The sequence below is a fragment of the Methanofollis fontis genome (assembly GCF_004297185.1).
GTDB classification, from domain to species: domain Archaea; phylum Halobacteriota; class Methanomicrobia; order Methanomicrobiales; family Methanofollaceae; genus Methanofollis; species Methanofollis fontis.
The window spans coordinates 28,109-52,055 of record NZ_PGCL01000006.1; the positions used below are offsets into that span (position 1 = coordinate 28,109).

Consider the following 23,947-nt stretch of genomic DNA (forward strand, 5'->3'; position numbering starts at 1 on the left):
CCGTCCATGGAGAGTCATGAGATCTTCTCGGCGCTTGCCATCTATCCCCCCGTCATTCTCCGTCTTGACGGACGGGCATTTCACCGCCTGACAGCCAGGTGTGAAAAACCCTTCGATACCCGTTTTCACGCTGCCATGCTCGGGACATGCCGCCGCCTGCTCACAGGGAGCGGCCTGAACCCGGTGTGTGCCTATACCTTCTCCGATGAGATCAGCCTCTACTGCCCGGTCCTCCCCTTCGGCGGACGGGTAGAGAAACTCGATTCTGTCGGCGCCTCCTATGCGGCGAGTGCGTTCACCCTCGAGTATGGCGTCACCGAACCGCTTGCCTTCGATGCACGGGTGATCCCGGTGACGCCGGACTACGCCGTTGAATATCTGGCCATGCGGCAGAGGGAGGCATGGCGCAACCATATCAACGCCTACTGCCAGGCGGCGCTCGTCTCCGAGGGGTCCACGCCCCGTGATGCCGCTGTCCGTCTGCGCGGGATGGGGGCGGCAGGGATGCATGACCTGATGTTCGCGCGGGGGGTCAACCTGGCCGAGACGCCGGCATGGCAGCGGCGGGGCACGCTCCTCTTCCATGGACGCTATCAAAAAGAGGGGTTCAATCCGAAGAGCGGTGAACGGGTGACGGTCGAACGGCGGACCGTCATCGCCGACGAAGACCTGCCGCTCTTCTCCGCCCCTGAGGGGAGGGAGTATCTCCTCTCACGTCTGGGAACGTGAGAGCCCCATCATCATCTGGACTCCCTCGACCTCCCACTCCGCCGTCACTTCCCAGGTGCCGCTCGGAGCGTCGCCATCGACGATATCGAGCGCCGCCGCCCGTACTTCGCCTGCAATGAGGTCCTTCTGCTCGCCGACAAGGGCGGCGATACGGGCGTCGCCGATGGCGATGCCTGCCCTGATATTCTCCTCCACCTGCAGGTCGGCCTGACGGCGCATCTCCTGCAGCCTCCGGATCACCTCGCGGGCATAGCCCTCGGCCTCGAGGTCAGGGCTCAGGTTCACGTCCACATAGACGACGGCATCCTCCATTGCGGCGGCAAAAACCCCTTCGGGCATCTCTTCATGGAAGGTGGCCATCTCTGGCGTGATCTCATAACCGCCGGCGCTCGCCGTTCCGGACTCTGCAAGGGCGTTCCTGAGAGCGGTGCCGTCCGACTCCTCGATCGCCGCCTTCACGCGGGGCGCCTCCTTTCCAAAGCGCGGCCCGAGCACCCGCATCACGGCCTCGGCCTGCCACCCGATCCGCTCCCAGTGACCGGAGATGACCCGCACCTGCCGGGCGTTTGCCCGTGTCCGGCAGAGGTCGTTCAGCCTGATGACGGCGTCCCGCACGGCCTCCGATTCGGTCACGACCACGATCTCGCCGACCGGCCAGCGGAGTTTGCGCTTCCCGTCCTGCCGGGCGGTTGCGGCGGCGTCGTCGAAGCCCTGCACCACCGCCATCCCCGCCTCCAGAGCGGTGTCGATGAGGGCGGCGTCCGCACCGGGCCAGTCGGTCATGTGGACGCTCTCCGGGTCGCCCGCGCACCTGAGGTTTGCATAGATCTCCTCGGTGAGGTGCGGGGTGAAGGGGGCGAGAAGCCCGACAAGTCTGCGGAGCACATAGTAGACTGTCTCATAGGCGCACGTCTTCTCAGGGGCGTCCTCATCGAGCCACATCCGCGGCCTGACGATCTGGAGGTACCAGCGGGAGAGGTCCTCAAGCACAAAGGAGATGAGCGAACGCGTGATCCGGTGGAGACTGAGGGACTCAAGGTCGCTCTCGATCTCCGCGGTGAGGGTGTTGATCCGGGAGAGGATCCAGCGGTCCTCGTCCGGCATCGCAGAGAGCAGCGCACGCACCTTTGTATCGTCCCAGCGGTCCCCGTCGGTCGTCGCTGGTGCGAAATGGTCCAGCGCCATATAGGGCAGGGGGAAGCGGTAGACGTTCCAGAGGATGTTCAGCGACCGGTTGACGGTCTTGACGCCGTCCCAGTTGAACTTCATGTCGTCCCAGGGTGCGTTTGCAGAGAGGATGTAGAGGCGCAGGATGTCGACGCCGAAGCGCTCGATCACGTCGGCCGGAGCGACGACGTTCCCGAGACTCTTGGACATCTTCCTGCCGTCCGCATCGAGGGCGAAACCGTGCATCAACACCGATTTATATGGCGCCTTCCCGAATGCCACCGTCGAGGCGCCGAGCTGCGAGTAGAACCAGCCGCGGGTCTGGTCCTGTCCCTCGGTGATGAAATCCGCCGGCCAGTAACGCTCGAACGCTTCTTTTTCGCCTGGGAACCCGAGCGTTGCCCAGGAGGCGACGGCCGAGTCGAACCAGACATCGAAGATGTCTGAGACCCGGTGCATCGTCCCGCCGCAGGAGCAGGGGATGGTGACGCCGTCGACGTAGGGGCGGTGCGGGTCCTTCACGTCCTGTCCGCTTGCCTCCTCGAGTTCGGCGATGGTGCCGATCACCTGCCGGTTCTCGCAGGTGTCGCATTTCCAGACCGGTATTGGGATGCCCCAGTAGCGCTGGCGGGAGATGCACCAGTCCCGCGCCTCCTTGACCCAGTCGTGGAAACGGGCGCTGCCCGCCCAGTCGGGGTACCAGGTGACCCGCGCCACCTCGTTCAGGAGGGTGTCGCGCATCTCCGAGGCCCTGATAAACCACTGTTCAGTGGCGCGGAAGATGATCGGCGTCTTGCACCGCCAGCAGTGGCCGTATCGGTGGGTGATCCGCCCGGCGTGGAGGAGATGGCTGCCGAGGGCGTCCATCACCGCCCGGTTCGTCTCCGGGTCCTTGACATACTGACCGGCAAAGGTGCCTGCCTTCCTGGTAAACCGTCCGGTGCCATCGACCGGGCAGAGCACCGGGAGGTCGTATTTCACGCCGGTGAGGTAATCGTCCCATCCATGCCCGGGTGCGGTGTGGACAAGACCGGTGTTCTCCAGCGCCACATAGTCGGCGAGCACGACGCGGTGCTCGATCTCCGCCTGCGCCGGGACATCCTCTTTGAGGGGGGACTCATATCTGGTCCCGGCAAGGTCGGTGCCGCTCACGGTCCTGATCACGTCATAACTCTGGTAGCGCCCCTTCCTGAGCACCTCCTCAACGAGGGGTTCTGCAATCCAGAGGCGCTCCTCCGCCCCGTCCTTCCGGGCGGCGACGAGCGCATAGGTGATCTCCGAGTGGGCGGCGACGGCGACATTGGCCGGGAGGGTCCAGGGGGTCGTCGTCCAGATGACCAGGTACTCGCCGTCGGCATCCTTCACCGGGAACTTCACGAAGATCGACGGATCGGTGGCATCGTCGTACTCCACCTCAGAGTCGGCGATAGCGGTCTCGCAGCGGGGGCACCAGTTCACGACGCGGTGCCCCTGCTCGAGCATGCCGTTCGTCTCCGCCTGCTGGAGCGTCCACCATGCCGCCTCGATATACTCCTTTCTCAGGGTCTGGTAGGGGTTCTCGAAGTCGAGCCAGATGCCGAGATCCCTGAACTGGTCGGACATCACCGCCATGTTCTCGAGGGCGAAGTCCCGGCAGCGCTCGATGAAGCGGTCGATGCCATAGGCCTCGATGTCCTTTTTGGAGGTGAACCCGAGCTGGTGCTCGACCTGCACCTCGATCGGCAGACCGTGCATATCGTAGCCCGCCCGCTCGATGACATTGTAGCCGCACATCCGGCGGTAGCGCAGGATGGCGTCCTTGAGAATCTTGTTCCACGCCGTCCCGAGGTGGATGTGTCCGGTGGTGTAGGGGGGGCCGTCTACAAAGAAAAACTGCCGCCCGCTCCGGCGCAGGTCCCTGACCCGCCGGTAGGTGTCGTCCTCGCGCCAGTGTTCCTGGACGCGGGACTCGATTGCCCGTGCATCATAGCTGCTGGTGACTTCTTTCACCTCTATCCCTCTGTTGCGCCCCCGCGAGGGGGGTGATCATGCTGTGAGTGATGGGGTGTGAGAGTCAAAGTAGTTTTTCAATGGTGCGGTCCCCCTCCTTTCGGGGTCGAAGGAGGGATGTTCATCGCTCTCCGGCAGCGGATGGACCATGGAAATCTATTCATGCGGTCTGCTGAATACATGCCCATCATGCAGATCGCTGTCATCGGTGCATCGTCGTGCTCCCCGGAGGAATATGAGGCGGCCCGCACGGTCGGCTACCTGATCGCCGGAAACCGCGAAACCCTCGTCTGCGGCGGGCTGTCCGGGGTGATGGAGGGTGCATGCCGTGGGGCAAAGGAGATGGACGGGACGACGCTCGGGATCATCCCGGGCACCGCGGGTGAGAACCCCTATGTGGACGTCGTCGTCAGGACCGGGATGTCCCATGCGCGAAACGCCCTTGTCGTCGGTTCTGCCGATGCGGTGATCGCCATCGGCGGCGGTTACGGCACTCTCTCCGAGATCGGACTCGCCCTGAAGATGAAAAAAGCGGTGTTTGGTGTGGGCACATGGGAGATCGACGGGATCTTCCGCTGTGCCACGCCCGAGGAGGCGGTGCTTATGGCAGTACGCGCATCCCGCCTGTCTCGGCCGTCCGGTAGCCCCCCATCCCCTCGAGAATCTCACTGAACCTCTCCGACCGGATCGCATCCAGGATCGCCGCCATCCTGGGATCATCGAGGGCGTCGGCACGCATCACCAGCTCGTAGCGTTCGGTCGCAACCGGTGCAAAATGCAGCCCGAGGGCCTGTGCCGCCGAATACACTCCCATGCCGCAGTCGGCCTCACCCGACCTGACGGCCAGGGCGACGGCGAGGTGGGTGGTGAACTCCCGGTCATATCCCCGGACCGCCGCGGGCTGGATTCCCCGCTCCTGCAGGAGGTGGTCCAGGAGGAGCCGCGTTCCCGACCCCTTCTGCCGGTTTGCATAGGTCATTGTGGTCAGGTCGTCGAAAGACGCCCCTTCCCGGGATATCAGCCCCTGCTCCCGTTCGGCGACGCAGACCAGCACGAGATCGGTGTCGGGCAGGTACTTCCGGAGGAAGGGGGTGTTGTACTCGCCGTCCGGGGCGAGGAGGTGCATGGGGGCGGCATGGCACTGCCCCTTCTTCAGGGTCAGGAGCCCGCCCATCGAGCCCACATGGGTGGGGTGGATCTCCACGCCGCCGGGGCGGACGAGATCGGCCAGACGGTCGATGCAGGGGTCGTGGCTCCCGGTGATCAGCACGGCCTCCCTGGCCTGCCGGCGGGGCACCATCAGGCGGGCCTGCACCGTATCGCCGGCCTCGGCCCCCTCCCTGGACGCCGGGATCGTCATGACGGCGTTTGCCCGGACGGCGCTCATCTGGACCCCCGCACCGCGCGACTGCGGCACGGCAACCCAGTCCTCGCCGATCCGTCCGACCGAGAGCAGCACGAACTCGTCGGTGCCGATATCTGAGTGGAGGGTCGTGGTGAGGGTGGCCTCCACCGTCTGCGCTTCCGGCACCGGGAAGCCGTAGAGGGCGACCAGGGGCGTGATGATCTCGCGCAGCACGGTCAGTGCGGCGAGCGGATAGCCGGGAAGCCCGATCACCGGTTTGCCGTCGATCCGCCCGATGATCACCGGTTTTGCCGGTTTGATCCCGACGCCGTGGACGAGCACCTCGCCCCGTTCGGCGATGATCGAGGCGGTGTAGTCCCGGGTGCCCGCCGAGGATCCGGCAGAGATGATCAGGATCTCATTCTCCCGGATCCCTTCCTCGATCGCTGCCCGGATCAGGTCGGGTTCGTCGGGCACGATGGCGTTGCGTCGGACGTCCACCCCGAGCGCACGGAGGTGCGCCGCCGCCATCAGGGTATTGCTCTCCACCGCCTGTCCCGGGCCCGGGCGGGTGCCGATCGGCACCAGTTCAGAACCGGTCGGTATGATCCCTGCCGAGAGTGCGAGCACCTCCACCCCGGTCACCCCGTAGGCGGCCAGCGCCCCGAGTTCATGCGGGCGGATCTGGTGGAGCGACGGCAGGATCATCTCGGACTCGCCGATATCCTCCCCGACGGGGCGGACGTGCTGCCAGGGGGTGACGGCCTTTCTGACCGTATAGGAACCTTCCCCGATCCAGACGTCCTCGATCATCACCACGGCGTCGTACTCGGACGGCACGATGTTGCCGGTGTTCACCCGCACTGCATCGGTGATCGTCACCGGTCGCGTCTCGCTTGCCCCCTTCGTCTCGGCGCTCCGCACCGCGATCCCGTCCATCGCCGAGATATGGATGGCCGGCACCGAGAAGCGGGCGAAGATCGGGGCGGCGGTGATCCGTCCGGCCGCCTCCCCGAGGGGGACCTGGACGGTGCGCCCCGTCGCCCCGCCGAACTCCTCCCGCAGGATGCCGAGCGCCCGTTCAAGGGAGATGAGGTCCAGGTAACGCTTCACCACAGGATCACCTCCGTCTCCTCGCCAGTCTCAAGCCCCTCTCTGCCGGCCGGCACGACGACGAAACCATCGCTCCTGACCAGGGTGTTCAGGAGACCGGACTTCCCGAAGACCGGGTGTGCGGCCCTGTCAACGACCGCCACACGCACATAGTCCTCACGGCCCTTTGCCGAGGGGATATTAGCTGCCAGGGGCATCCTGGCCAGTCTGAATGGCGTTTCCGCTCCGTTGATTGTCGCAATCAGGTGGCGGACGACGGCAAAGAGGACGATATAGGCCGACGCCGGATGGCCCGGCAGTCCGATCACCGGGGTGGTCCTGACCCGCCCGATGATCGTCGGTTTTCCGGGGGCGACGGCGATGCCGTGGACGAGCACCTCGCCGAGTTCGCCGATCACCCCTGCGGTCATGTCCCGCACGTCCTTGGAGCTCCCGCCGGAGATCAGCACGCAGTCGCATTCTGATACCGCACGCTCCAGCACCGGCCTGAGGAGCGCCGGGTCGTCCCGCACGATCCCGTAGGTCTGCGTATCACACCCGTGCTCCTGTGCAAACCCGCTGCAGAGATAGGTGTTGGCGTCCCGTACCTGCCCTGGTGCAGGCGCCGTCTCGGCAGGGACGACCTCGTTGCCGGTGGAGATGATCCCGATCCGCGGTCGCCTCACCACATCCACCGACGTGACGCCCGCTGAGGCCAGCACGCCCATGTCCTGCGGGGTGATCCGCCGACCGGTGCTGAGGATCACCGTATCTGCGGCATAGTCCTCGTCGTGACTGAGCACATTCTCACCCGGCGCCACCGCCCGTCCGACGAGCACCTCGTCCCCGACCGCTTCTGAGTACTCGATCATGGCCACGGCGTCGGCGCCCGGCGGCAGTACGCCGCCGGTCGGAATGTACCAGCATGCCCCTGGCTCCACCGTGCCGGGCGGGGCCTGCCCCATCTCCACCCGCCCGCGCAGTGTGAGCATGGCGGGCAGGGCTTCAGAGGCGCCGGTCGTGTCCGACGCCACCACGGCATACCCGTCCACCACCGACCGGTCAAAGCCCGGGAGGTCGTGAGGTGCCCGCACCTCGCTGCCGAGCACCCGGTGGAGGGCGGCGGTCAGGTCAACCCTCTCGGTCCCGATCTCTGGTGCGATCGAGCGGACGACCTCGACCGCCCGTTCGACCGGGACCACCTCGAGAAACAGGCTCATTTAAAGCAGCCCAGCTGACAGCCGCGGATCTTGATCTTGGGATCGTGGCGGTTGCAGTAGCGGGCAATGTCCATCTTCGGGATGTCGTATTTCTCACAGATGGCAAATGCCTGCTCGCACCGGATCTCGGTGGTGATCCCGAACTCGGCAAATGCGGATTCGATCAGATCTTTGTCCATGATGATGTGGTTGCCCCCGGGCATGATGAGCATTTCCCCCTCCGGGCAAGGTTTTAGCCGCGGCGAACCAAGATTAGAGGCATGCATGTCGCCCTGCTCTTTTCGCGCACCGATCCCGGCGGCTCAAATATTGCCGCCCGTGTCGGCACCCTGCTGAGCGAACGGGACGATTGGCCCCTCTGCCGCGCAGCAAAGGTCACGCTCCGGGGGATCGACAGCAGGCTGATCTATGCGGAGGGGGCGGATCGCGGCCTCGACGCCGATCTCCTGGTCTTCCTCTCCCGCCATTCGAGCGCCCGCCCGGTGCCCGCCCTCACCGTCCACGTCACCGGGAACTTCGGCGAGGCCGCCTTCGGCGGGGACCCGGAATGCATCGCACCGGCGGCGCCGGCGATGATGCATGCCGTGCTCCGCAATCTGGCCGCCCATGCACCGCCCGGTTACCGCGTGAGCTATGAGGCGACGCACCATGGCCCCACCACACTCTCCACCCCCTCGCTGTTTGTCGAGATCGGGAGCACCGAGACGGAGTGGCGGGATCCGGCCGCCGCCGATGCCGCTGCCCTCGCCGTGCTCTCCGCCGTCCCCGGCGACGTCATACCCCTCGTCGGGTTCGGCGGCACCCACTATGCCGTCCGGCAGACCGAGATCGCCCTCTCCAGCCGCGGCGCCTTCGGGCATATCGCCCCCACCCATGCGGTCCCCTCTCTTGGACCGGCAATGGTCGGCGCCATGGTCAGGCAGAGCGGTGCTGTGGCCGGGTACATCGACCGCAAGGCCCTCCGGCGTGAGGATGTCAGGCGCATCGAGGAATATCTCCAGAATGAAGGGCTGGAGGTGCTCTCCGAGGGGGAGATCACCGATATCCGGGCCCTCTCCTGGGCGTCATATGCAGAGGTGCGCCGGCGTGCCGGAGATCTCCTGCCCGGAGGGAGGGTCCGCACCGGCGGACTTGCCGGATCAGGGCCGCTCACGGTCGTCGAATTGCCGCCGTCTCTGGTTTCCGAGGCGGAACGGGCAGACCCCGGCAGGTTCAGGGAGGTGCTCTCACAGGTCAGGGCCGCATCCGTGGCCGGGGAGAACGGGACGGTGCCCTCGTTCATCACATTCAACTACCAAACCGAAGAAGTAATACATGATTTAATATCTCTGTGTATTAAAATCATAGATGATCGGTGGAGCACTGCAGCCGCCGGGGACGACCTTGTGATCACCAGGACGCGGTTCGATCCCTCGCGGGCACGGGAGCTCGGGGTTCCGAAGGGCCCTCTTTTTGGGGCGCTTTCGGCAGGCCGGACGGTTGAAGTCGACGGCCGGACCATCACCCCCTCCATGGTGCAGTCCTGCAGTGAGACACGTATCCACATCCCGGGGTTGGAGAGGTATACTGCATGAAATCAATCGTAGAAGAGGCACTTTCACGGGCACGAGACGAATATGAGGATATTGTCCAGCCGGACGAGGAACTCGAGGATCTCCTCCGGGACCTGAGGACCGAGATCGTTGTCGTCGGCTGCGGGGGCAGCGGTTCGAACACCATGTCCCGGATCGCCGAGGAAGGGATAGCCGGTGCGAGGCTTGTCGCCGTCAACACCGACGCCCAGCACCTGATCCGCACAAAGGCGGACAAACGGATCCTGATCGGCAGACAGCGCACCCGGGGGCTTGGCGCTGGTTCGATACCGCAGATCGGTGAGGAGGCCGCCCTTGAGAACGAGGACCAGATCCGCAGTTCTCTCGATGGCGCCGACATGGTCTTCATCACCTCCGGACTCGGCGGCGGGACCGGGACCGGTTCTGCACCGGTCGTCGCCAAGGCGGCGCACGAAGAGGGTGCGCTGACCATCGCGGTCGTCACCCTTCCCTTTACCTCTGAGGGCACGATCCGGATGGAGAATGCGGAGGCCGGCCTTGAACGCCTGCGCGACGTGGCCGACACCGTCATCGTCGTCCCGAACGACCGTCTCCTCGAGGTCGTGCCGCGGCTGCCGCTCTACGCCGCCTTCAAGGTCGCCGACGAGGTGCTGATGCGTGCCGTCAAGGGGATCACCGAGCTGATCACCGTCCCCGGTCTGGTGAACCTCGACTTCGCCGATGTGCGCACCGTCATGGAGCGCGGCGGCGTGGCCATGATCGGGATGGGCGACTCCGACTCCGAGGACAAGGCCGCCGATTCGGTGAAGAAGGCCCTTCGTTCCCCGCTCCTCGATGTGGACATCTCCGGGGCCACGGCGGCGCTGGTCAACGTCGTCGGCGGTCCGGACATGACGATGGTCGAGGCCGAGGGTGTGGTGCAGGAGGTCTATGACCGCATTGACCCCTCGGCCCGGATCATCTGGGGTGCGCAGGTCGATCCCGAGATGCAGGGCCGGATGAGGACGATGCTCGTCGTCACCGGTGTGAACTCGCCGCAGATTTATGGGCGCAACGATCGCTCCCGGAGCTCCCGGGTTGCAAAAGAATTCGACATCGACTTTCTGAGGTGAGAATGGAATGGTGGAGATCGATACCGACTCGATGAAAGAGTCGATGAAAATCAGCAATCTCAATGAGGAATTCATTCAGAAATATCTCCGCGTCCTGAAACTTGCGCGGACCCCCACCCGTGAGGAGTTCCAGAAGATCGCCATCGTGGCGGCGCTGGGTGTCCTCCTCATCGGGCTGATCGGGTTTATCATCTATGAGATCATGCTTGTGCTGCCGCACTGATGCACATGACAGAGGAAACCGAAACCCGGATATTTGCCGTGAAGACGACGGCAAAACAGGAACGTGCCGTCGCAGATGGGATCTACCATGCGGTCACCATGGACCCCTCCTTCAAGGTCACGGCGGTGATCTCCCCTGACGAACTGAAGGGGTATGTGCTCGTCGAGACGCTCGAACCGGTGGCGCGGATCGAGGAGCTGATTGAATCGGTGCCGAGCGCCCGGACGGTCGTGCCGGGTGAGACCTCTCTTGCAGAGATGGGACACTATCTGGTGCCGAAACCGGTCGTCTCGGGCATCGATGAGGGGACGATCGTCGAACTCATCGCCGGTCCGTTCAAGGGTGAGAAGGCCGTTGTCAAACGGGTCGACTCGTCCAAGGAGGAGATTACGGTTGAACTCTACGAATCCATGGTTCCGATCCCGATCACGGTGCGCGGCGATAACGTCCGTGTGATCGATCGGGGCGAATCCTGATCCCATCCCCTTTTTTTTCTCGCTCCTGTGAAAGGTTTATCTGGCTCCGGGAAAAACCCTAGTCACCCAAGCAGAGTACCCTTTCGGGGAACGCATGGTGATTGTATTATGGCAGAAACGGTCGAGGTTTTGGTACCCGGCGGCAAGGCAACTGCAGGCCCGCCTATCGGTCCTGCTCTGGGTCCCCTCGGTATCAACGTAAAAGCGGTTATTGACGAGATCAATAAGAAGACCGCAGAGTTCAACGGCATGCAGGTGCCGGTGACGATCGACGTTGACGATAAGAAGAACTTCACTGTCTCAGTGGGGATTCCTCCGACAACGGCGCTCATCATGAAGGAAGTTGGTATCGAGAAGGGGTCCAGCGAGCCCGCCGCCCAGTATGTGGGTGATCTGCCGCTCGAGGCCGCTGTCAGAATCGCACGCATGAAATTTGACGACATGCTCTCTTACCGCCTGACCTCGGCGGTCAAGGAGGTCGTCGGCACCTGTGTCTCCGTCGGCGTGACGGTCGAGGGCAAAAAGCCCAAGGAGATGCTTGCAGCCATTGATGCAGGCGAGTTCGACAGCGTAATCGGGGAATAAACGGTAAACATCCATAGGAGATCGAACAGGTCGCAGACTATGGAGGTACGCAATGGTTGAGAAAGAACAGATACTGAAGGCTGTGCAGACGGCCCTTGAGGCTGCGCCTGAACGGAAGTTTCAGGAGAGCGTTGACATCACGATCAACCTCAAGAATATCGACATGGCGCAGCCCAAAAACCGTATTGATGAGACTATCCTTCTCCCGAACGGTCTGGGATCGGACGTGAAGGTTGCGGTTCTCGGCAGGGGCGAGATCACGACGCAGGCCCGCGAGGCCGGTGTCGACCTGATCATCAGCCCTGAGGAGATCGAACGCCTCGGCGGCGAACCCCGTGAGGCACGGAAGATCGCCAACGAATACCGCTTCTTCCTTGCCGAAACCTCGGTGATGGGACAGGTGGGCCGCTGGCTCGGTCCGCGTCTCGGTCCGAGGGGCAGGATGCCGATGCCGATTCCGACCGGAACGGACGTGCGCCCGATTGTCGAGCGTCTCCGCTCCTCGGTGAAGATCCGGTCCAAGGACAAGAAGGTGTTCCATGCCCGCGTCGGCACCACGCAGATGCCGCCCGAGCAGATCTCGGAGAACATCGACGCCGTCATGAAGAGGATCGAGGGCGTGCTCGAGCAGGGATCGCAGAACGTCCGCTCGGTGTATGTGAAGACCACGATGGGTCCGGCAGTGAGGGTGATCTGAATGGCACTCTATACGCAGCACCTCCCTGAGTGGAAGAAGAAGCAGGTCGAGGAAATCGCCGCATGTTTTGACCAGTACGCCGTTGCAGGCCTGATCGACATGTACGGTATTCCGGCGACCCAGCTCCAGCAGATCCGGCAGAACCTGCGCGGTGTCGCCTACCTGAAGATGGCCCGCAAGACCCTGACCCGTCGTGCATTCGACGAGATGGGTGGCGAGGTCGCCGGTATGAGCGAGCACATCTCCGGGCAGAGTGCGCTCATCTTCACAAACGAGAACCCGTTCAAGCTGTTCAAGCTCCTTGAGCAGACCAAGACGAAGATGGCCGCAAAGGCCGGCGAAGCCGCGCCTGAGGACATCGTCGTCGCCAAGGGGCCGACGAGCTTCAAGCCGGGTCCGATTGTCGGCGAACTCCAGCAGGCCGGCATCCCGGCGATGATCGAGGGTGGCAAGGTCAAGATCCGCGAGACGAAGACGGTCGTCAAGAAGGGCGATGTCATCAACGCCAAGCAGGCCGACGTGCTTGCAAAGCTTGACATTAAACCGATGGATGTCGGTCTTATCCTGAAGGCGGCATTCCAGAACGGCACGATCTTCGCTCCGGAAACCCTGGCTATCGACGAGAGCGTCTACCTTGGACAGATCACGCTGGCCGCACAGCAGGCATTCAACCTCTCGTTGAACGCGGCGATCCCGACCCCGGCGACGATGGGCCCGATCCTTGGCAAGGCGTTTGTCGAGGCGAGAAACCTGGCCGTCGAGGCGTGTGTCTATGAGAAGGATGTTGCAGATCTGATCGTTGCACGGGCATACCGCCAGATGGTTGCCCTTGCGATGGCAGCCGCCGAGGGCGGATTCGAACTCGATGAGTCGATCGCCCGGGCCGTCGCTGCAGCCGCAGCCGTACCTGCGCAAGCGCCATCAGCAGAGGAATCTGCTGCTCCGGAAGAGGAAGAGACTGAAGAAGAGGAGAAGGAGGATGAAGAGGGAGGCATGGCCGGTCTCGGTGCCCTCTTCGGCTGAATTCATTGTAAAATATCATCATTGGTGAATATCATGGAGTACATCTACGCTGCACTGCTCCTGCACAACGCAGGCAAGGACATCAACGAGGAGAACGTCAAGGCTGTTCTCTCCGCTGCCGGTATCGACGCTGACGACGCCCGTGTGAAGGCCCTCGTGGCCGCACTCGACGGTGTGGACATTGAGGAGGCCATCGCAAAGGCCGCCGCCGCACCGGTCGCCGCCGCACCGGCCGCCGCCGTTGCACCCGCCGAGGCCGCCCCCGCTGAGGAGGAAGAGGCCGAGGAAGAGGAGAAAGAGGACGAGGAGGGCGGCATGGCCGGCCTCGGTGCCCTCTTCGGCTAAATTTTTCTTTTTTTCGTCACGGCACTTCTGTATCTGCGGCACGGGTGAGCGGAGCGGTTAAGGATCCCCTCTGCATGATCCATTGGGAGGCGGTGATCTGTGGTGCGGCTACGCGTATATGGTTCGGGACCGGCGGCGCTCGCCGTCATCCACGGGGGTCCCGGGGCGCCGGGCGAGATGGCGCCGGTGGCGCAGAGGTTGTCCGCCGCGGGGTGCGTCCTCGAACCCCTGCTGACGGCGATGACGGTGGATGGGCAGGTCGAGGAATGTGTGGCGGCACTGGAGGAGTACGCGGGAGGTCCGGTGGTGCTGATCGGTCATTCGTGGGGGGCATGGCTGAGTCTGATTGTCGCCGCCCGCTCTCCGTCCTCAGTCAGAAAGGTCATATGCGTTGGCAGCGGTGCCTTTGAGGAGGAAGGAACAGATGATCTCATGAGGGTCCGTCTGGAACGCCTCTCGCCCGAAGAGCAGGCGGAGACGAAACGCCTCCTCGCCGCCATCTCCGATCCGGCGACGGACGATGATGCGGTGCTTGCCCGGTTCGGCGCTCTCATGGCAAAGGCGGATACCTTCCATCCCCTCCCTCCCGATGAGGGGGGTCGGGATGCCGTCCCTGTCCGGGTAAACGGGGAGGTGCACAGGAGGGTGTGGGCGGAAGCCCGGGAGATGCGGCGGAACGGGCGACTGCTGGAGATCTGCGGGCAGGTCCACTGCCCTGTGGTTGCAGTCCACGGCGACTATGATCCCCACCCTGCAGCGGGGGTGGCGGGCCCCCTGTCGCGGGTCATCGACGAATTCAGGTTCATCCTGCTGGAAAACTGTGGTCATTGCCCCTGGCTCGAGCGGGAGGCCCGCGACCGATTTTATGAGATCCTCATCCGCGAGGTGCGTTGACGTTCTCTTCTGAACAATGCCCGGTCTGGTGTGGGAGTGGGGGGCGGCACGTCCTCTGACTGCATGGTTGCCGTGAAAAAGAGTGTGTGGTTTCCCTATCGCTCGTATGCGATCAAAATCTTGCCTATCTTCTTCTCTTCGCCCCTGATCTCCTCCAGTTCACTCTCAGAAAGGTGGGCGACCGCCGGGACCTGTTCAAAGGCCACAAGGATCGTCCCGAACTCTTTCTCCATCTCCTGCAGACGTTTCAGTTTATCACCGCTGAGGTGCGCATATGCTGTGCACTGCATGCTCCCTTTACCTCCGGGACGGGGATGGGGCAGAGGGGTAATTAAGGCTTTTTATGGGGGTGTGGTGCCGGCAGGATGCCTTTTTTCGGTCTCGATTTTTCCCTTTTCTGCATCTCTGCCAGCGTATTTCCGGTAAAAATCTGTTTTTCCCCGCACCTTGGCACTGATCGGATGGATCGGATGTGGCGAGAAATCTATATATTCCGGTTCTGCCTATTCCGTGCCATGCCCTGCACCTGCATGATCGCCTCACGGGTGTGTCAATGGAGATGCGGGTGCGCCTTTTCCGTGTTTTTCCACATATTTAGGTAGGGAACCGGCTTTTTTGCTGCGTTCCCCTGTAGTGAACCGGTCTGCTGGACCGGGAGGTGGGTTTTGATCATGTTTGGTATATCCGACCCCGGTATATGGATGGGATATCTGCTTGCGCTGGGTTTTGCGCTTGCATGTGTAGTGTACGGTCTTCTGAACTGGAACAACGGCGTCGGGGGGGATCGAGGTGGCGGTTAACCCCACTACCTTCGCAGCCGTGACCCTGCTCTATCTGGTGGCGATCATCGGCCTCGGTTATCTCGGCTACCGGCGGACGAGGGGGCATGACGACTATATGGTGGCGGGAAGGCAGATCCATCCGGTGGTCCTCGCCCTCTCCTATGGCGCCACCTTCATCTCCACCTCGGCGATCATCGGCTTCGGGGGGGCTGCCGCACAGCTCGGCATGGGGATGATCTGGCTGACTGTCCTGAACATCGGAGTGGGTATTTTCATCGCTTTTGTCGTTTTCGGGAAGAAAACACGTGAAATCGGGCAACGCCTCAATGCGGTCACATTCCCTGACCTGATGGGCCGGTGTTATGGGTCGCCCGCCCTTCAATATGCCGCCGGCATTGTCATTGCCGTCGGTATGCCGCTCTATACTGCGGCAATCCTGATTGGCGGGGCGCAGTTCATCACCAGCACCCTCCTGATCCCCTACGAGACGGCACTTCTTGTATTCGCTGTCATCGTCGCCGTATATGTGGTTCTGGGCGGCCTGATCGCCGTCATGTACACCGATGCCCTTCAGGGGTCGATCATGTTTGTCGGGATGAGCGTCCTCATTGTTCTCACCTACATCTCTCTCGGCGGTATCTCGGCGGGGAACCGTGCGCTGGAAGCGCTGGCCCCTCTGGTCCCGGAAAATCTGGCTGAAGCGGGGATGACGGGCTGGACTTCCATGCCGTCTGCCGGATCGCCTATCTGGTACACCCTGATCACGACCCTGGTCCTCGGTGTCGGCATCGGTGTTCTGGCGCAGCCTCAGCTTGCCGTGCGCTTCATGACGGTCCGGGACGGCCGGGCCCTCAACCGTGCCGTCCTGATCGGGGGTCCGTTCATCCTGATGATGACCGGTGTCGCCTTCACGGTGGGTGCCCTTACCAATGTCTGGTTCTACCAGGCGTCGGGGGAGATCGCTGTTCAGGCGGCGACAGGCGGTAATATCGACACCATCATTCCGAATTTCATCAATGCCAGTATGCCCGATATCTTCGTCACCATCTTCATGCTTGCCCTGCTTGCCGCCGCCATGTCCACGCTGAGTTCTCTCTTCCATACGATGGGCACCGCTCTTGGTTTTGACATCTGGCGGACCTGGCGCGGCGGAACGGCCTCGATGGTCGGGGTGCAGGTGGGGACGCTCGTGATGATCCTTGTCTCGGTCCTGCTTGCGTATGTGATGCCGGGGAGTATCATCGCGCGGGCTACGGCAATGTTCATGGGGCTCTGTGCTTCCGCCTTCCTGCCGGCATACGCCCTTGCATTGTATTCCCGACAACCTTCAGGGAGGGCGGCAAAATGGAGCCTTTTTGTCGGTGCTGTGGTCTGGTTTTTCTGGACCGTGTTTGTTCACCTGAAGGAGTCCGCGGTTATCGGTCTTTCCGACGCACTTTTTGGTGTGTCAAGCCTGCTTCCGATGCCCTGGCCCGTGGTGGACCCCCTTATGGTCGCCCTTCCTGCATCCGCACTCGCACTCTCTGTGGGCCTGGCATTTTCCCGGAAGGAATCGGCCTGATCCTATCCCTTTTTTGTGTTCGGTGCTGTGGGGGGGTGTAACTCGCCCTGGTAACTACGACGGTGCATCGTGCCCTCCTGATGGGGTGCTGGAGGGTGGCGACCCCTTATTTTCGTATAATTCCGGTATCTGTATCGATATTTGAACGGTGCTGGTTTTCCGCGGGTATGCGATTGTTGATGGGGGGGGATTGCAGGCACAAACTTTATTGATTATCCCGGCAATCCCCTTCGGGGGACGTTGATCTGTATCCGACTGAGCCGACGCTTTTTCAGAAACCCTGGCTGGATGTCTGGTTTTCTGTTCCGCATCTCTATCCGGGTCGTCCGAGCGCATATGATCTTTCCTGCACACTCGCAGCCCTGATCATCGATGTGCGGCGTGCCTTTGCCACCGCAAAGGCGAACGAGTATGCAACTGGCAATCTCTCTCCTGATGCGCCCTCTCTTGCCGGGAACATCTGCCTCATCGGTGACGCTCCCCATCAAACCCGGTTCAAGGCACTATTCCGGAAAAATGGCCATCCAAATGGTGTAGAATTTTTGATCGTACCGACAAAACGATATGCCCTCTCTGATTTTGTTGCCGATCGCACCGCCCTGCTCTCGGTGAACCGGATGCTCGCTTCACACTGGGGTCAGGACGGTGCCATCCCCTCCCTCTTCTATGGCGGATTTGACGAGGACGGTGAACCGGTCGGGCGGGTGAGTGTCGGCCCCCTCTCGATGCGCTATCTGATGCGGGACCGGATCAGATCGGCGGTGGACGACCTCTTTTCCGACAAAATCTGTTTTTTTGAGACGGTTTTTGAGAGTCTGCATCCATATCAGGCTGGCGGTCTGAGCGAGTATGCCGCTGTATGGGCCGGTCGGGTCAATGCCATCGTTGACGAAGAACTGGACCGCCGGCGTATCGACCGCACTCATCTTGAAAAACAGATACGGGTGCTCAACATGTTTTTGCGCAATATCCGTCGCCGGACTGCGATGCCGGGGATGTGGTGACCGTTTCAGCGGTCCAGCAGTGCAGCCGCATACACGCACTGCCCGAAGGAGATGCAGCCGTCACCTGGCGGATACTCAGTGCTCATGAGGAAACGAAGCCCGGCATCCCTGATGCAGGCGTGGATCGTCCCCCGGATCGCCGGGTTGATCGCCACGCCGCCTGAGAGGGCGACCGTATTGATGCCCCGCTCATGGGCGGCATCGACGGCGAGTGTGGCGATGCCGCGAGCGAGGTTATGCTGCACCGATGCGGCGATATCTGGGCGGTTCACTCCCGCCCTCTGCGCCTCTGCCGCCCTCTGCAGCAGGTCGGATGTCAGCAGGGTCCGGCACCCGTCGTCGGTCCCGAACGAGAGGTTCCAGTCTTCGGCCCGCCCGCCGACCGCCGCCGACTCCAGTTTCATCGCCGGTTCGCCGTCGAAGGTGCGCTCCCGGCAGATCCCGAGCAGTGCCGATGCGGCATCGAGCACCCTGCCGGCGCTGCTCGTCATCGCCACATTCACTCCCCGCTCCACCTGCCGCGCAAGCACGCCGCCTTCGATCTCACCCCAGCCGCGAGCACTGAGGAGATCGAGGGTTTCCCCGGTTGGGAGGATGCCGTAGAGCATCCGTTCGGGATAGCGCGTGGCGAGGTCGCCGCCCGGCATCGGGACGCACTCCAGGTGGGCGATCCGCTCGAGATCCGGTGACGCTCCTGCGAAGACCTCGCCGCCCCAGACCGTGCCGTCGTCGCCATAACCCACGCCGTCGATGGCGATGCCCACACACTCCTCCCGGGTGGCGGCAGCGATATGGGCGCGGTGGTGCTGGACGGGCACGAGTTCGGCGCCGCACTCCGCGGCGAGTTCATGGGCATAGCGCGTCGAGAGGAAACGGGGATGGAGATCGTGGGCGATCACTTCGAACTCCGCCCCGAGCAGGGCGCCGATCTTCTCCACCGTCTCCTGCAGGTAGGCGAGGGTCTGGGGGTTTCTCACATTCCCCACATGCGGGGAGGTGACCGCAAACCCGTTCCGGTAGATCGTCGTCGTGCTGTTCAACTCGGGGCCGACCCCGAGGATGCAGCGGTCACCGAGATCGATCGCCATCCGTTTGGGGGCGATACCCCTTGAGAGCCTGAGGATATAGCCGTCCCGCATCACCGAATCGTCACAGCGGTTCTGGATCGCCCGGTCGTGCACCAGGAATGCGTCGACCTGCCCCTGCAGGCGGGCGACGCCCTCATCGGTGGCGGTAACCATCGGCGTCCCCGGCATATTTGCCGAGGTCATCACCAGGAGGTCGTGTCGCAGGTGGGAGAAGAGGAGGTGGTGGAGACCGGTGTACGGGAGCATCACCCCGATGGTATGCAGGGGGGAGATGCCGGTGTGAGCGGTTGGGCTGCATTTCGGGATCACCACGATCGGGCGGATGCGGTTCTGGAGCATCTCGCGGTCCCCCTCGGTGGGGACGACATAATGCTCCACCGCATCAGGCGGGACCATGACGGCCAGGGGCTGTTCGGTCCTGCCGAGGCGTCTTTTCAGGGTCTCTGCTGCTTCTTCAATGCAGGAGAGGTGAAATCCGCCGATGCCGCGGATTGCCAGTATTTTTCCTGCATCAAGGAGTTCCGCCGCTCTGGAGATTGGATCGGTGCAGGTGATCGCCGCCCCCCCTCCGTCGAGGAGGGAGAGGGAGGGGCCGCAGGCAGCGCAGGCGATCGTCTGTGCATGGTGGCGCCGGGATGCGGGATCGGTGTATTCCGCGTCGCAGGCGCCGCACATCGGGAAATCCTCCATCGCCGTGCGTTCCCGGTCGTAGGGGAGGGTCCGGATGATGCTGTAGCGGGGGCCGCAGTTCACGCAAGATGTTGCCCAGTAGCCCTCGTAGCGCCCCCCCGGTGTCGTGATGTCCCTGATGCACTCCTCGCAGACGGCGACATCAGGGGGGATCATGCCGTCGAGGGCGCCTGTTGCCGACTGTCGGATCACAAAACCGTCCGCCGGTGTTTCGTCGAGCGGCAGCACCTCCACCGAGTCGATCACCGAGAGTGGGGTGCCTGTTGATACCGCCTGAAGAAACTCAGAAAAGCGCGCACCGGCAGCGGCGATCTCCACCCGGCTCCCGAGATTCTTTACCCAGCCGGATATGCCGTATTTTTCGGCAAGCGCATAGACAAACGGCCTGAATCCGACGCCCTGCACAATTCCCCGGATGACGATTGTTCCGCTGTTTTGCATGTGCAACCTGCAAATGTTTATTGGCTCATAGAGCGATATATAAATAGGGTTTTTGCGTGACTGGGCATATTCGAATAGTGAACGATCCCGTTGAACTCGTGCCTCTGCTGCTCACTTTTACCAATCCGAAATTCAAGCAAATGTACGAACTTCTGAACAAGAACTGGATGACCGAGGAAGAGCTTACCGAGGAGTGCGGCGGCGGTTGTGTCGCCCCCTGCCTCTCGATCCTCCGAAAAGGGAATCTGATTGAGGAGCAGTGGCGGATGCCGAAACCGGGTGAGCGGCCGTGCAAGGAGTTCCGGACAACCTATGGTACCTTCCGGGCGAACTTCCAGTGTTCAATGACCGATCTCGCCGATCTGATCTATGTGGCGCTGTCGACCGACGAACATCTGCGTACGCTCGTTACCAGTGTTGAGGGGGAACTGGGCTCCGGAAACTCCTCGATTGCGGACATTGCCCGTAGACTGGGTGTTTCACCACTTTACATCAAGGCACTCTCAAAGAGGATGCCGAATATGGATGTGAAGGGCCAGGGACTGATCCATGCCGACACCACCAGATGAGGATCCCCTTTCCACGCTCCTGAGGAGCAAGCGGGAGATCACCCGCTTCCAGATCCTTGTCGAGGTGGCCGAGCACCAGCCGGCGGTCCGCCAGCAGGAGGTGGCCGAGAAGATGGGGGTCACCCCGCAGGCGGTCTCCGAGTATATTCGGGAACTTGCTGAGGACGGATATATCTCCGCCTATGGGCGGGGCCGCTACGAGGTGACAAAGGAGGGTATCGAGTGGGTGCTCTCCACCGCCGAGGTGCTGGAGTCCTATGCCCGCCATGTCACGCGCGATGTGATCCAGAAGGTGCGGGTCTGGCCCGCCATCGCCGCCGAACCCCTGAAGGTCGGGGATCGGGCGGGCGTGTATATGAAGGACGGCTGGCTGTATGCAGGAAAAGATGAGCAGAGCGCAATGGGCGAGGTGATCGCCGATGCGGAAGCCGGATCCGACGTCGGGATTGCCCGACTGAGCGGGCTCATCGATCATACCGAGGGGAGCGTGCACGTCCTCAAGGTGCCGCGGATCGAACGTGGGGGATCGCGGAAGGTGGACCTGGACGGCCTCCTCCAGGTCCTGGACGGTGTGGATGTCGTCGGGATCGCCGGTCTTGAGGCGGCGGTCACCCTGCGGGCGGCAGGTCGAGAGGCTGATATCTCCTTTGGCTCCCGTGAGGGTGTGATCGAGGCCGCCTTCCATGGCGTGGAGTGCGCCATCCTCATCGTTGATGAAGAGTTCACCGATTTTCTCAAGAGACTGGAAACTGCCGGCCTGAATTATGTTATCCATGATCTTATCATCCCATGACGGTCATTCTCGTCCCGCAACGGGGCACCTATAAACTGATCCTTTTTGACGGTCGAAATGTGCGTGAGACGGGGGTGTTCTCGCTCACCCGCTCATCGCGTGGATACAGGCCGACCGATCTGAAGATACGTCGCCCGGGGCGCCGGAACTATTCAAACGTCCCGACCAAACGGCTGATCGAAATCCTCCGGCAGGACGAGGTGCGGGTCACCGCCGATGACCCCGCACTCAACGCATTTCTTGGTGACTTCCAGATCGCCCCTGCGAAGGCCTCCCTCTGCCGCATCTGTCTCCTCGAGGATCGGGTGACGCCGCTCAAGAAAAAGAACACTGCCCGTTTCGGCCGGGAACAGATCTGCATGGACTGTGCAGAACGCGAACTCAGGCGTGAGATGGGGTATCTCGGAAGGTTCGGCGACCGGTCAAGCGGGCATGTGCGGGCATTGCTCGAATCCTACCGTGATGTGGACCGGGTGCTCGCCCTCCTCCAGCCCGACCAGCGCGATCGCACGCAGACGATCTTCGACCGTCTGGAGGCCTCGCGCCCGATTGAGACGAGTCATATCGGCGATATCGCCGTCCCGCAGGAGTTCGCACGGGCCTCGGGTGTGGAGTATCTCACCCCGGTCCAGCAGCTCGCGGTGAATGCCGGGCTCCTGGAGGGGCAGCACCTGCTGGTGGTCTCGGCGACGGCCAGCGGGAAGACCTTTGTGGGCGAGATGGCCGGGCTGAAAAATCTCATTGAGGGGAGGGGGCGCCTGCTCTTCCTTGTCCCGCTTGTCGCCCTTGCAAACCAGAAATTCCTCCGTTTCAGGGAACGATATAAGGACATCGCCTCGGTCTCCCTCCAGATCGGAGCAAGCCGCCTGAACCTCCCGGAGACCCGGCCGGTGGGTGAGCGCAGTACGCGGGCCCAGATCGTCGTCGGCACATATGAGGGGATGGACACCGTCTTCAGGAATGGTCGGAGCCTGAAGAATATCGGGACGGTCGTCATCGATGAGGTCCAGAACCTGGAGGAACCGGAACGGGGGCACCGGCTTGACGGTCTGATCGCCCGGATCAAGCACACCTCCCCCAATGCCCAGTTCCTCTATCTCTCGGCGACCATCGGATCGCCGGGGGTGCTGGCCCGAAAACTCGGGGCAGGGCTTGTGCGCTATGACAGCCGTCCGGTACCGCTGGAGCGGCACCTGATCTTCTGCGAGAAGAAAAAGAAGCTCCAGTACGTGAAATCGATGGTGCGCGAGGAGTTCGGGCGCCGGTCGTCGAAGGGATACCGGGGGCAGACGATCGTCTTCACCAACTCGCGGGCGCGGTGTCACACCCTCGCCGACGCCCTCGGGAACAACGTGGCGCGTCCCTATCATTCGGGCCTGACAGCACAGGAGCGCCGTCATGTGGAGGATCTCTTCACGTCCCAGAAGATTGCCTGTGTGGTGACGACGGCCGCCCTGGCGGCGGGCGTGGACTTTCCGGCGTCACAGGTGATCTTCGATGCACTGGCGATGGGGATCAAATGGCTCAGCGTCCAGGAGTTCAACCAGATGCTCGGCCGTGCGGGACGGCCTGATTTCCATGATGAGGGGCGGGTAGTCATCCTTGCCGAACCCGGCGCCACCTATTCCCGGACCTCGAAGGTGACCGAGGAGGAGATGGCGATCGCCCTGTTGCGGGGGAGGATGGAGGAGGTGGCCCCGGAGTACGGGATCGAGGGGAGCTCGGAGGAGTTTGCCGCGAATGCCGTGGTCTGCCGGGGTGATGAGGGTGCTATCAAACGGGCGGAGGCATCGATGGTCGGCACGCTGGAACCGGTCCTCCCCGTGCTCCTTGAGCACCACCTGGTCAGGCGGCAGAAGGGTCATATCGAGCTCTCCGACCTTGCGAAGGTGATGGCCCGCCATTTCATCGGTGTGGAGCGCCTGCTTCTCGTCCGCCGGTTGGTCAAAAAAATGGACGATCCCCTCCAGATCCTTGCAGAGATCGACTGCGCCGTGCCCGGGGAGAGGTAATGTCTCCCCGCGCCTTCTTCTGGCGCCTGGCCGAAACGGGGGAAAATTTGATAATTTTATCCTGATAATTGCGCAGATTGATTTTATCGGTCATGGCAAATCTATTTATATTTGTTGTCGATTTTATGAATTGATATTTAATGTTTTGCTGGCGGGTGCAGATCGGCCACGCTCTTCCTGCCATTATATTCTGAAATGGGGGTCTGAGACCTCTTCTCTTTTTATTCGCTGAGATGTCTGTTTATGGTGTATGTCCACAAATAGGAATCCGATCTGATATTTTCGAGTAAATGGGGTGCATTTTTTATGGGAATATTTATATGGCATTGGGTGCGTATGATTGAATGGCAGGGGATAGCAATGGCATGTGAATGTGTAGGTGGGAATGGTCACGGGCCCTTCATGGGAAAAATAACAGGGGACGGTCTCGACGCCAGAAAACTCCTCGGTGGGGAGGAGGATCTGCGGGGTCTTCTGGCCCGGCATGCCGATGACCTCCCGCCCGCTGAAGCCCTCCTGTACCGCCTGAAAAAATTTGATCCGACGATATAAGTCCC

The 23,947-nt window shown here is 62.3% G+C and carries 24 protein-coding genes; 18 read left to right on the plus strand and 6 right to left on the minus strand.

Features of this window, described 5'->3' with window-relative positions; translation table 11 throughout:
• The first annotated feature begins 6 nt into the window (after positions 1-6).
• The gene (locus CUJ86_RS10695) at positions 7-729 is read left to right on the plus strand and encodes a tRNA(His) guanylyltransferase Thg1 family protein (RefSeq protein WP_130647573.1); all 723 of its coding nucleotides are present in this window, start codon (positions 7-9) and stop codon (positions 727-729) included.
• Here CUJ86_RS10695 and ileS read toward each other — a convergent pair.
• On the minus strand, positions 712-3,885 hold the full coding sequence (ileS, locus tag CUJ86_RS10700) for an isoleucine--tRNA ligase (protein WP_130647574.1): 3,174 nt from the start codon (positions 3,883-3,885) through the stop codon (positions 712-714). The genes CUJ86_RS10695 and ileS overlap by 18 nt on opposite strands.
• A gap of 189 nt (positions 3,886-4,074) precedes the next feature.
• Here ileS and CUJ86_RS10705 point away from each other — a divergent pair, with 189 nt between their 5' ends.
• Complete coding sequence (locus tag CUJ86_RS10705; RefSeq protein ID WP_130647575.1) at positions 4,075-4,557, plus strand: TIGR00725 family protein; 483 nt, start codon at positions 4,075-4,077, stop codon at positions 4,555-4,557.
• On the opposite strand, the gene CUJ86_RS10710 is transcribed toward CUJ86_RS10705, so the two are convergent.
• From CUJ86_RS10710 to CUJ86_RS10720, 3 genes are read right to left on the minus strand one after another with little or no spacing between them, the layout of a single operon-like run.
• Positions 4,487-6,346 carry a molybdopterin biosynthesis protein gene (locus CUJ86_RS10710; RefSeq protein ID WP_130647576.1) on the minus strand — a complete coding sequence of 620 codons (1,860 nt, stop codon included), beginning with the start codon at positions 6,344-6,346 and terminating at the stop codon, positions 4,487-4,489. The genes CUJ86_RS10705 and CUJ86_RS10710 overlap by 71 nt on opposite strands.
• Complete coding sequence (locus tag CUJ86_RS10715; RefSeq protein ID WP_130647577.1) at positions 6,340-7,542, minus strand: molybdopterin molybdotransferase MoeA; 1,203 nt, start codon at positions 7,540-7,542, stop codon at positions 6,340-6,342. Before CUJ86_RS10715 ends, CUJ86_RS10710 begins: the two co-directional genes overlap by 7 nt.
• A complete protein-coding gene (locus tag CUJ86_RS10720) occupies positions 7,539-7,721 on the minus strand; it encodes a hypothetical protein (RefSeq protein WP_130647602.1) in 183 nt (60 codons plus the stop codon). Before CUJ86_RS10720 ends, CUJ86_RS10715 begins: the two co-directional genes overlap by 4 nt.
• An 81-nt stretch (positions 7,722-7,802) precedes the next feature.
• On the opposite strand from CUJ86_RS10720, the gene CUJ86_RS10725 reads away from it, so the two are divergent.
• From CUJ86_RS10725 to CUJ86_RS10765, 9 genes are all read left to right on the plus strand, one after another.
• On the plus strand, positions 7,803-9,116 hold the full coding sequence (locus CUJ86_RS10725) for a D-aminoacyl-tRNA deacylase (RefSeq protein WP_130647578.1): 1,314 nt from the start codon (positions 7,803-7,805) through the stop codon (positions 9,114-9,116).
• Entirely contained in the window at positions 9,113-10,207 is a 1,095-nt protein-coding gene (ftsZ, locus tag CUJ86_RS10730) for a cell division protein FtsZ (RefSeq protein ID WP_130647579.1), read from the plus strand. Before CUJ86_RS10725 ends, ftsZ begins: the two co-directional genes overlap by 4 nt.
• A gap of 31 nt (positions 10,208-10,238) precedes the next feature.
• A complete protein-coding gene (locus tag CUJ86_RS10735) occupies positions 10,239-10,430 on the plus strand; it encodes a protein translocase SEC61 complex subunit gamma (RefSeq protein WP_130647603.1) in 192 nt (63 codons plus the stop codon).
• Positions 10,430-10,906, plus strand: a complete 477-nt coding sequence (locus CUJ86_RS10740) for a transcription elongation factor Spt5 (RefSeq protein ID WP_130647580.1) — start codon at positions 10,430-10,432, stop codon at positions 10,904-10,906. Before CUJ86_RS10735 ends, CUJ86_RS10740 begins: the two co-directional genes overlap by 1 nt.
• A 108-nt stretch (positions 10,907-11,014) precedes the next feature.
• Positions 11,015-11,491, plus strand: a complete 477-nt coding sequence (locus tag CUJ86_RS10745; RefSeq protein WP_130647581.1) for a 50S ribosomal protein L11 — start codon at positions 11,015-11,017, stop codon at positions 11,489-11,491.
• A gap of 52 nt (positions 11,492-11,543) precedes the next feature.
• On the plus strand, positions 11,544-12,188 hold the full coding sequence (locus CUJ86_RS10750; protein ID WP_130647582.1) for a 50S ribosomal protein L1: 645 nt from the start codon (positions 11,544-11,546) through the stop codon (positions 12,186-12,188).
• Positions 12,189-13,211: a 50S ribosomal protein L10 gene (locus CUJ86_RS10755; protein WP_130647583.1), complete on the plus strand. Its 1,023-nt coding sequence runs from the start codon at positions 12,189-12,191 to the stop codon at positions 13,209-13,211.
• Positions 13,212-13,244: 33 nt separating this feature from the next.
• Complete coding sequence (gene rpl12p, locus CUJ86_RS10760) at positions 13,245-13,556, plus strand: 50S ribosomal protein P1 (RefSeq protein ID WP_130647584.1); 312 nt, start codon at positions 13,245-13,247, stop codon at positions 13,554-13,556.
• Between the two features lie 102 nt (positions 13,557-13,658).
• Complete coding sequence (locus tag CUJ86_RS10765) at positions 13,659-14,450, plus strand: alpha/beta fold hydrolase (RefSeq protein ID WP_235855669.1); 792 nt, start codon at positions 13,659-13,661, stop codon at positions 14,448-14,450.
• A gap of 95 nt (positions 14,451-14,545) precedes the next feature.
• Here CUJ86_RS10765 and CUJ86_RS10770 read toward each other — a convergent pair whose 3' ends face one another.
• Complete coding sequence (locus tag CUJ86_RS10770) at positions 14,546-14,740, minus strand: hypothetical protein (protein ID WP_130647585.1); 195 nt, start codon at positions 14,738-14,740, stop codon at positions 14,546-14,548.
• Positions 14,741-15,121: 381 nt separating this feature from the next.
• Here CUJ86_RS10770 and CUJ86_RS12335 point away from each other — a divergent pair, with 381 nt between their 5' ends.
• The 3 genes from CUJ86_RS12335 (at position 15,122) to CUJ86_RS10780 (ending at position 17,797) form a co-directional block, all read left to right on the plus strand.
• Positions 15,122-15,250, plus strand: coding sequence for a symporter small accessory protein (locus tag CUJ86_RS12335; RefSeq protein WP_328590975.1), 129 nt, complete (start codon positions 15,122-15,124; stop codon positions 15,248-15,250).
• Complete coding sequence (locus CUJ86_RS10775; RefSeq protein WP_130647586.1) at positions 15,240-16,793, plus strand: sodium:solute symporter family protein; 1,554 nt, start codon at positions 15,240-15,242, stop codon at positions 16,791-16,793. The genes CUJ86_RS12335 and CUJ86_RS10775 overlap by 11 nt, the downstream gene beginning before the upstream one ends.
• A gap of 374 nt (positions 16,794-17,167) precedes the next feature.
• Positions 17,168-17,797 carry a hypothetical protein gene (locus CUJ86_RS10780; protein WP_130647587.1) on the plus strand — a complete coding sequence of 210 codons (630 nt, stop codon included), beginning with the start codon at positions 17,168-17,170 and terminating at the stop codon, positions 17,795-17,797.
• Positions 17,798-17,802: 5 nt separating this feature from the next.
• Here the strand turns inward: CUJ86_RS10780 and hypF are convergent, their stop codons facing one another.
• Complete coding sequence (hypF, locus tag CUJ86_RS10785; protein WP_130647588.1) at positions 17,803-20,016, minus strand: carbamoyltransferase HypF; 2,214 nt, start codon at positions 20,014-20,016, stop codon at positions 17,803-17,805.
• Positions 20,017-20,072: 56 nt separating this feature from the next.
• On the opposite strand from hypF, the gene CUJ86_RS10790 reads away from it, so the two are divergent.
• The 4 genes from CUJ86_RS10790 (at position 20,073) to CUJ86_RS11895 (ending at position 23,942) form a co-directional block, all read left to right on the plus strand.
• Entirely contained in the window at positions 20,073-20,585 is a 513-nt protein-coding gene (locus tag CUJ86_RS10790; protein ID WP_130647589.1) for an ArsR family transcriptional regulator, read from the plus strand.
• The gene (locus CUJ86_RS10795; RefSeq protein ID WP_130647590.1) at positions 20,566-21,378 is read left to right on the plus strand and encodes a DUF7839 domain-containing protein; all 813 of its coding nucleotides are present in this window, start codon (positions 20,566-20,568) and stop codon (positions 21,376-21,378) included. The genes CUJ86_RS10790 and CUJ86_RS10795 overlap by 20 nt, the downstream gene beginning before the upstream one ends.
• On the plus strand, positions 21,375-23,390 hold the full coding sequence (locus CUJ86_RS10800) for a DEAD/DEAH box helicase (RefSeq protein ID WP_130647591.1): 2,016 nt from the start codon (positions 21,375-21,377) through the stop codon (positions 23,388-23,390). Before CUJ86_RS10795 ends, CUJ86_RS10800 begins: the two co-directional genes overlap by 4 nt.
• A 402-nt stretch (positions 23,391-23,792) precedes the next feature.
• Positions 23,793-23,942 (plus strand): hypothetical protein, encoded by a 150-nt coding sequence (locus CUJ86_RS11895; protein ID WP_165394888.1) that lies wholly within the window; start codon positions 23,793-23,795, stop codon positions 23,940-23,942.
• Positions 23,943-23,947: the final 5 nt, after the last annotated feature.

Bases quoted from the DNA above. Each gene is read 5' to 3' on its own strand.
- CUJ86_RS10720 (WP_130647602.1), bottom strand. From the start codon at position 7,721: ATGGACAAAGATCTGATCGAATCCGCATTTGCCGAGTTCGGGATCACC.
- CUJ86_RS10800 (WP_130647591.1), top strand. From the start codon at position 21,375: ATGACGGTCATTCTCGTCCCGCAACGGGGCACCTATAAACTGATCCTT.
- CUJ86_RS10770 (WP_130647585.1), bottom strand. From the start codon at position 14,740: ATGCAGTGCACAGCATATGCGCACCTCAGCGGTGATAAACTGAAACGT.
- hypF (WP_130647588.1), bottom strand. From the start codon at position 20,016: ATGCAAAACAGCGGAACAATCGTCATCCGGGGAATTGTGCAGGGCGTC.
- CUJ86_RS12335 (WP_328590975.1), top strand. From the start codon at position 15,122: ATGTTTGGTATATCCGACCCCGGTATATGGATGGGATATCTGCTTGCG.
- CUJ86_RS10725 (WP_130647578.1), top strand. From the start codon at position 7,803: ATGCATGTCGCCCTGCTCTTTTCGCGCACCGATCCCGGCGGCTCAAAT.
- CUJ86_RS10740 (WP_130647580.1), top strand. From the start codon at position 10,430: ATGCACATGACAGAGGAAACCGAAACCCGGATATTTGCCGTGAAGACG.
- CUJ86_RS10755 (WP_130647583.1), top strand. From the start codon at position 12,189: ATGGCACTCTATACGCAGCACCTCCCTGAGTGGAAGAAGAAGCAGGTC.
- CUJ86_RS10715 (WP_130647577.1), bottom strand. From the start codon at position 7,542: ATGAGCCTGTTTCTCGAGGTGGTCCCGGTCGAACGGGCGGTCGAGGTC.
- CUJ86_RS10795 (WP_130647590.1), top strand. From the start codon at position 20,566: ATGCCGACACCACCAGATGAGGATCCCCTTTCCACGCTCCTGAGGAGC.
- CUJ86_RS10750 (WP_130647582.1), top strand. From the start codon at position 11,544: ATGGTTGAGAAAGAACAGATACTGAAGGCTGTGCAGACGGCCCTTGAG.
- CUJ86_RS10695 (WP_130647573.1), top strand. From the start codon at position 7: ATGGAGAGTCATGAGATCTTCTCGGCGCTTGCCATCTATCCCCCCGTC.
- ftsZ (WP_130647579.1), top strand. From the start codon at position 9,113: ATGAAATCAATCGTAGAAGAGGCACTTTCACGGGCACGAGACGAATAT.
- CUJ86_RS10745 (WP_130647581.1), top strand. From the start codon at position 11,015: ATGGCAGAAACGGTCGAGGTTTTGGTACCCGGCGGCAAGGCAACTGCA.
- CUJ86_RS10735 (WP_130647603.1), top strand. From the start codon at position 10,239: ATGAAAGAGTCGATGAAAATCAGCAATCTCAATGAGGAATTCATTCAG.
- CUJ86_RS11895 (WP_165394888.1), top strand. From the start codon at position 23,793: ATGGGAAAAATAACAGGGGACGGTCTCGACGCCAGAAAACTCCTCGGT.
- CUJ86_RS10705 (WP_130647575.1), top strand. From the start codon at position 4,075: ATGCAGATCGCTGTCATCGGTGCATCGTCGTGCTCCCCGGAGGAATAT.
- rpl12p (WP_130647584.1), top strand. From the start codon at position 13,245: ATGGAGTACATCTACGCTGCACTGCTCCTGCACAACGCAGGCAAGGAC.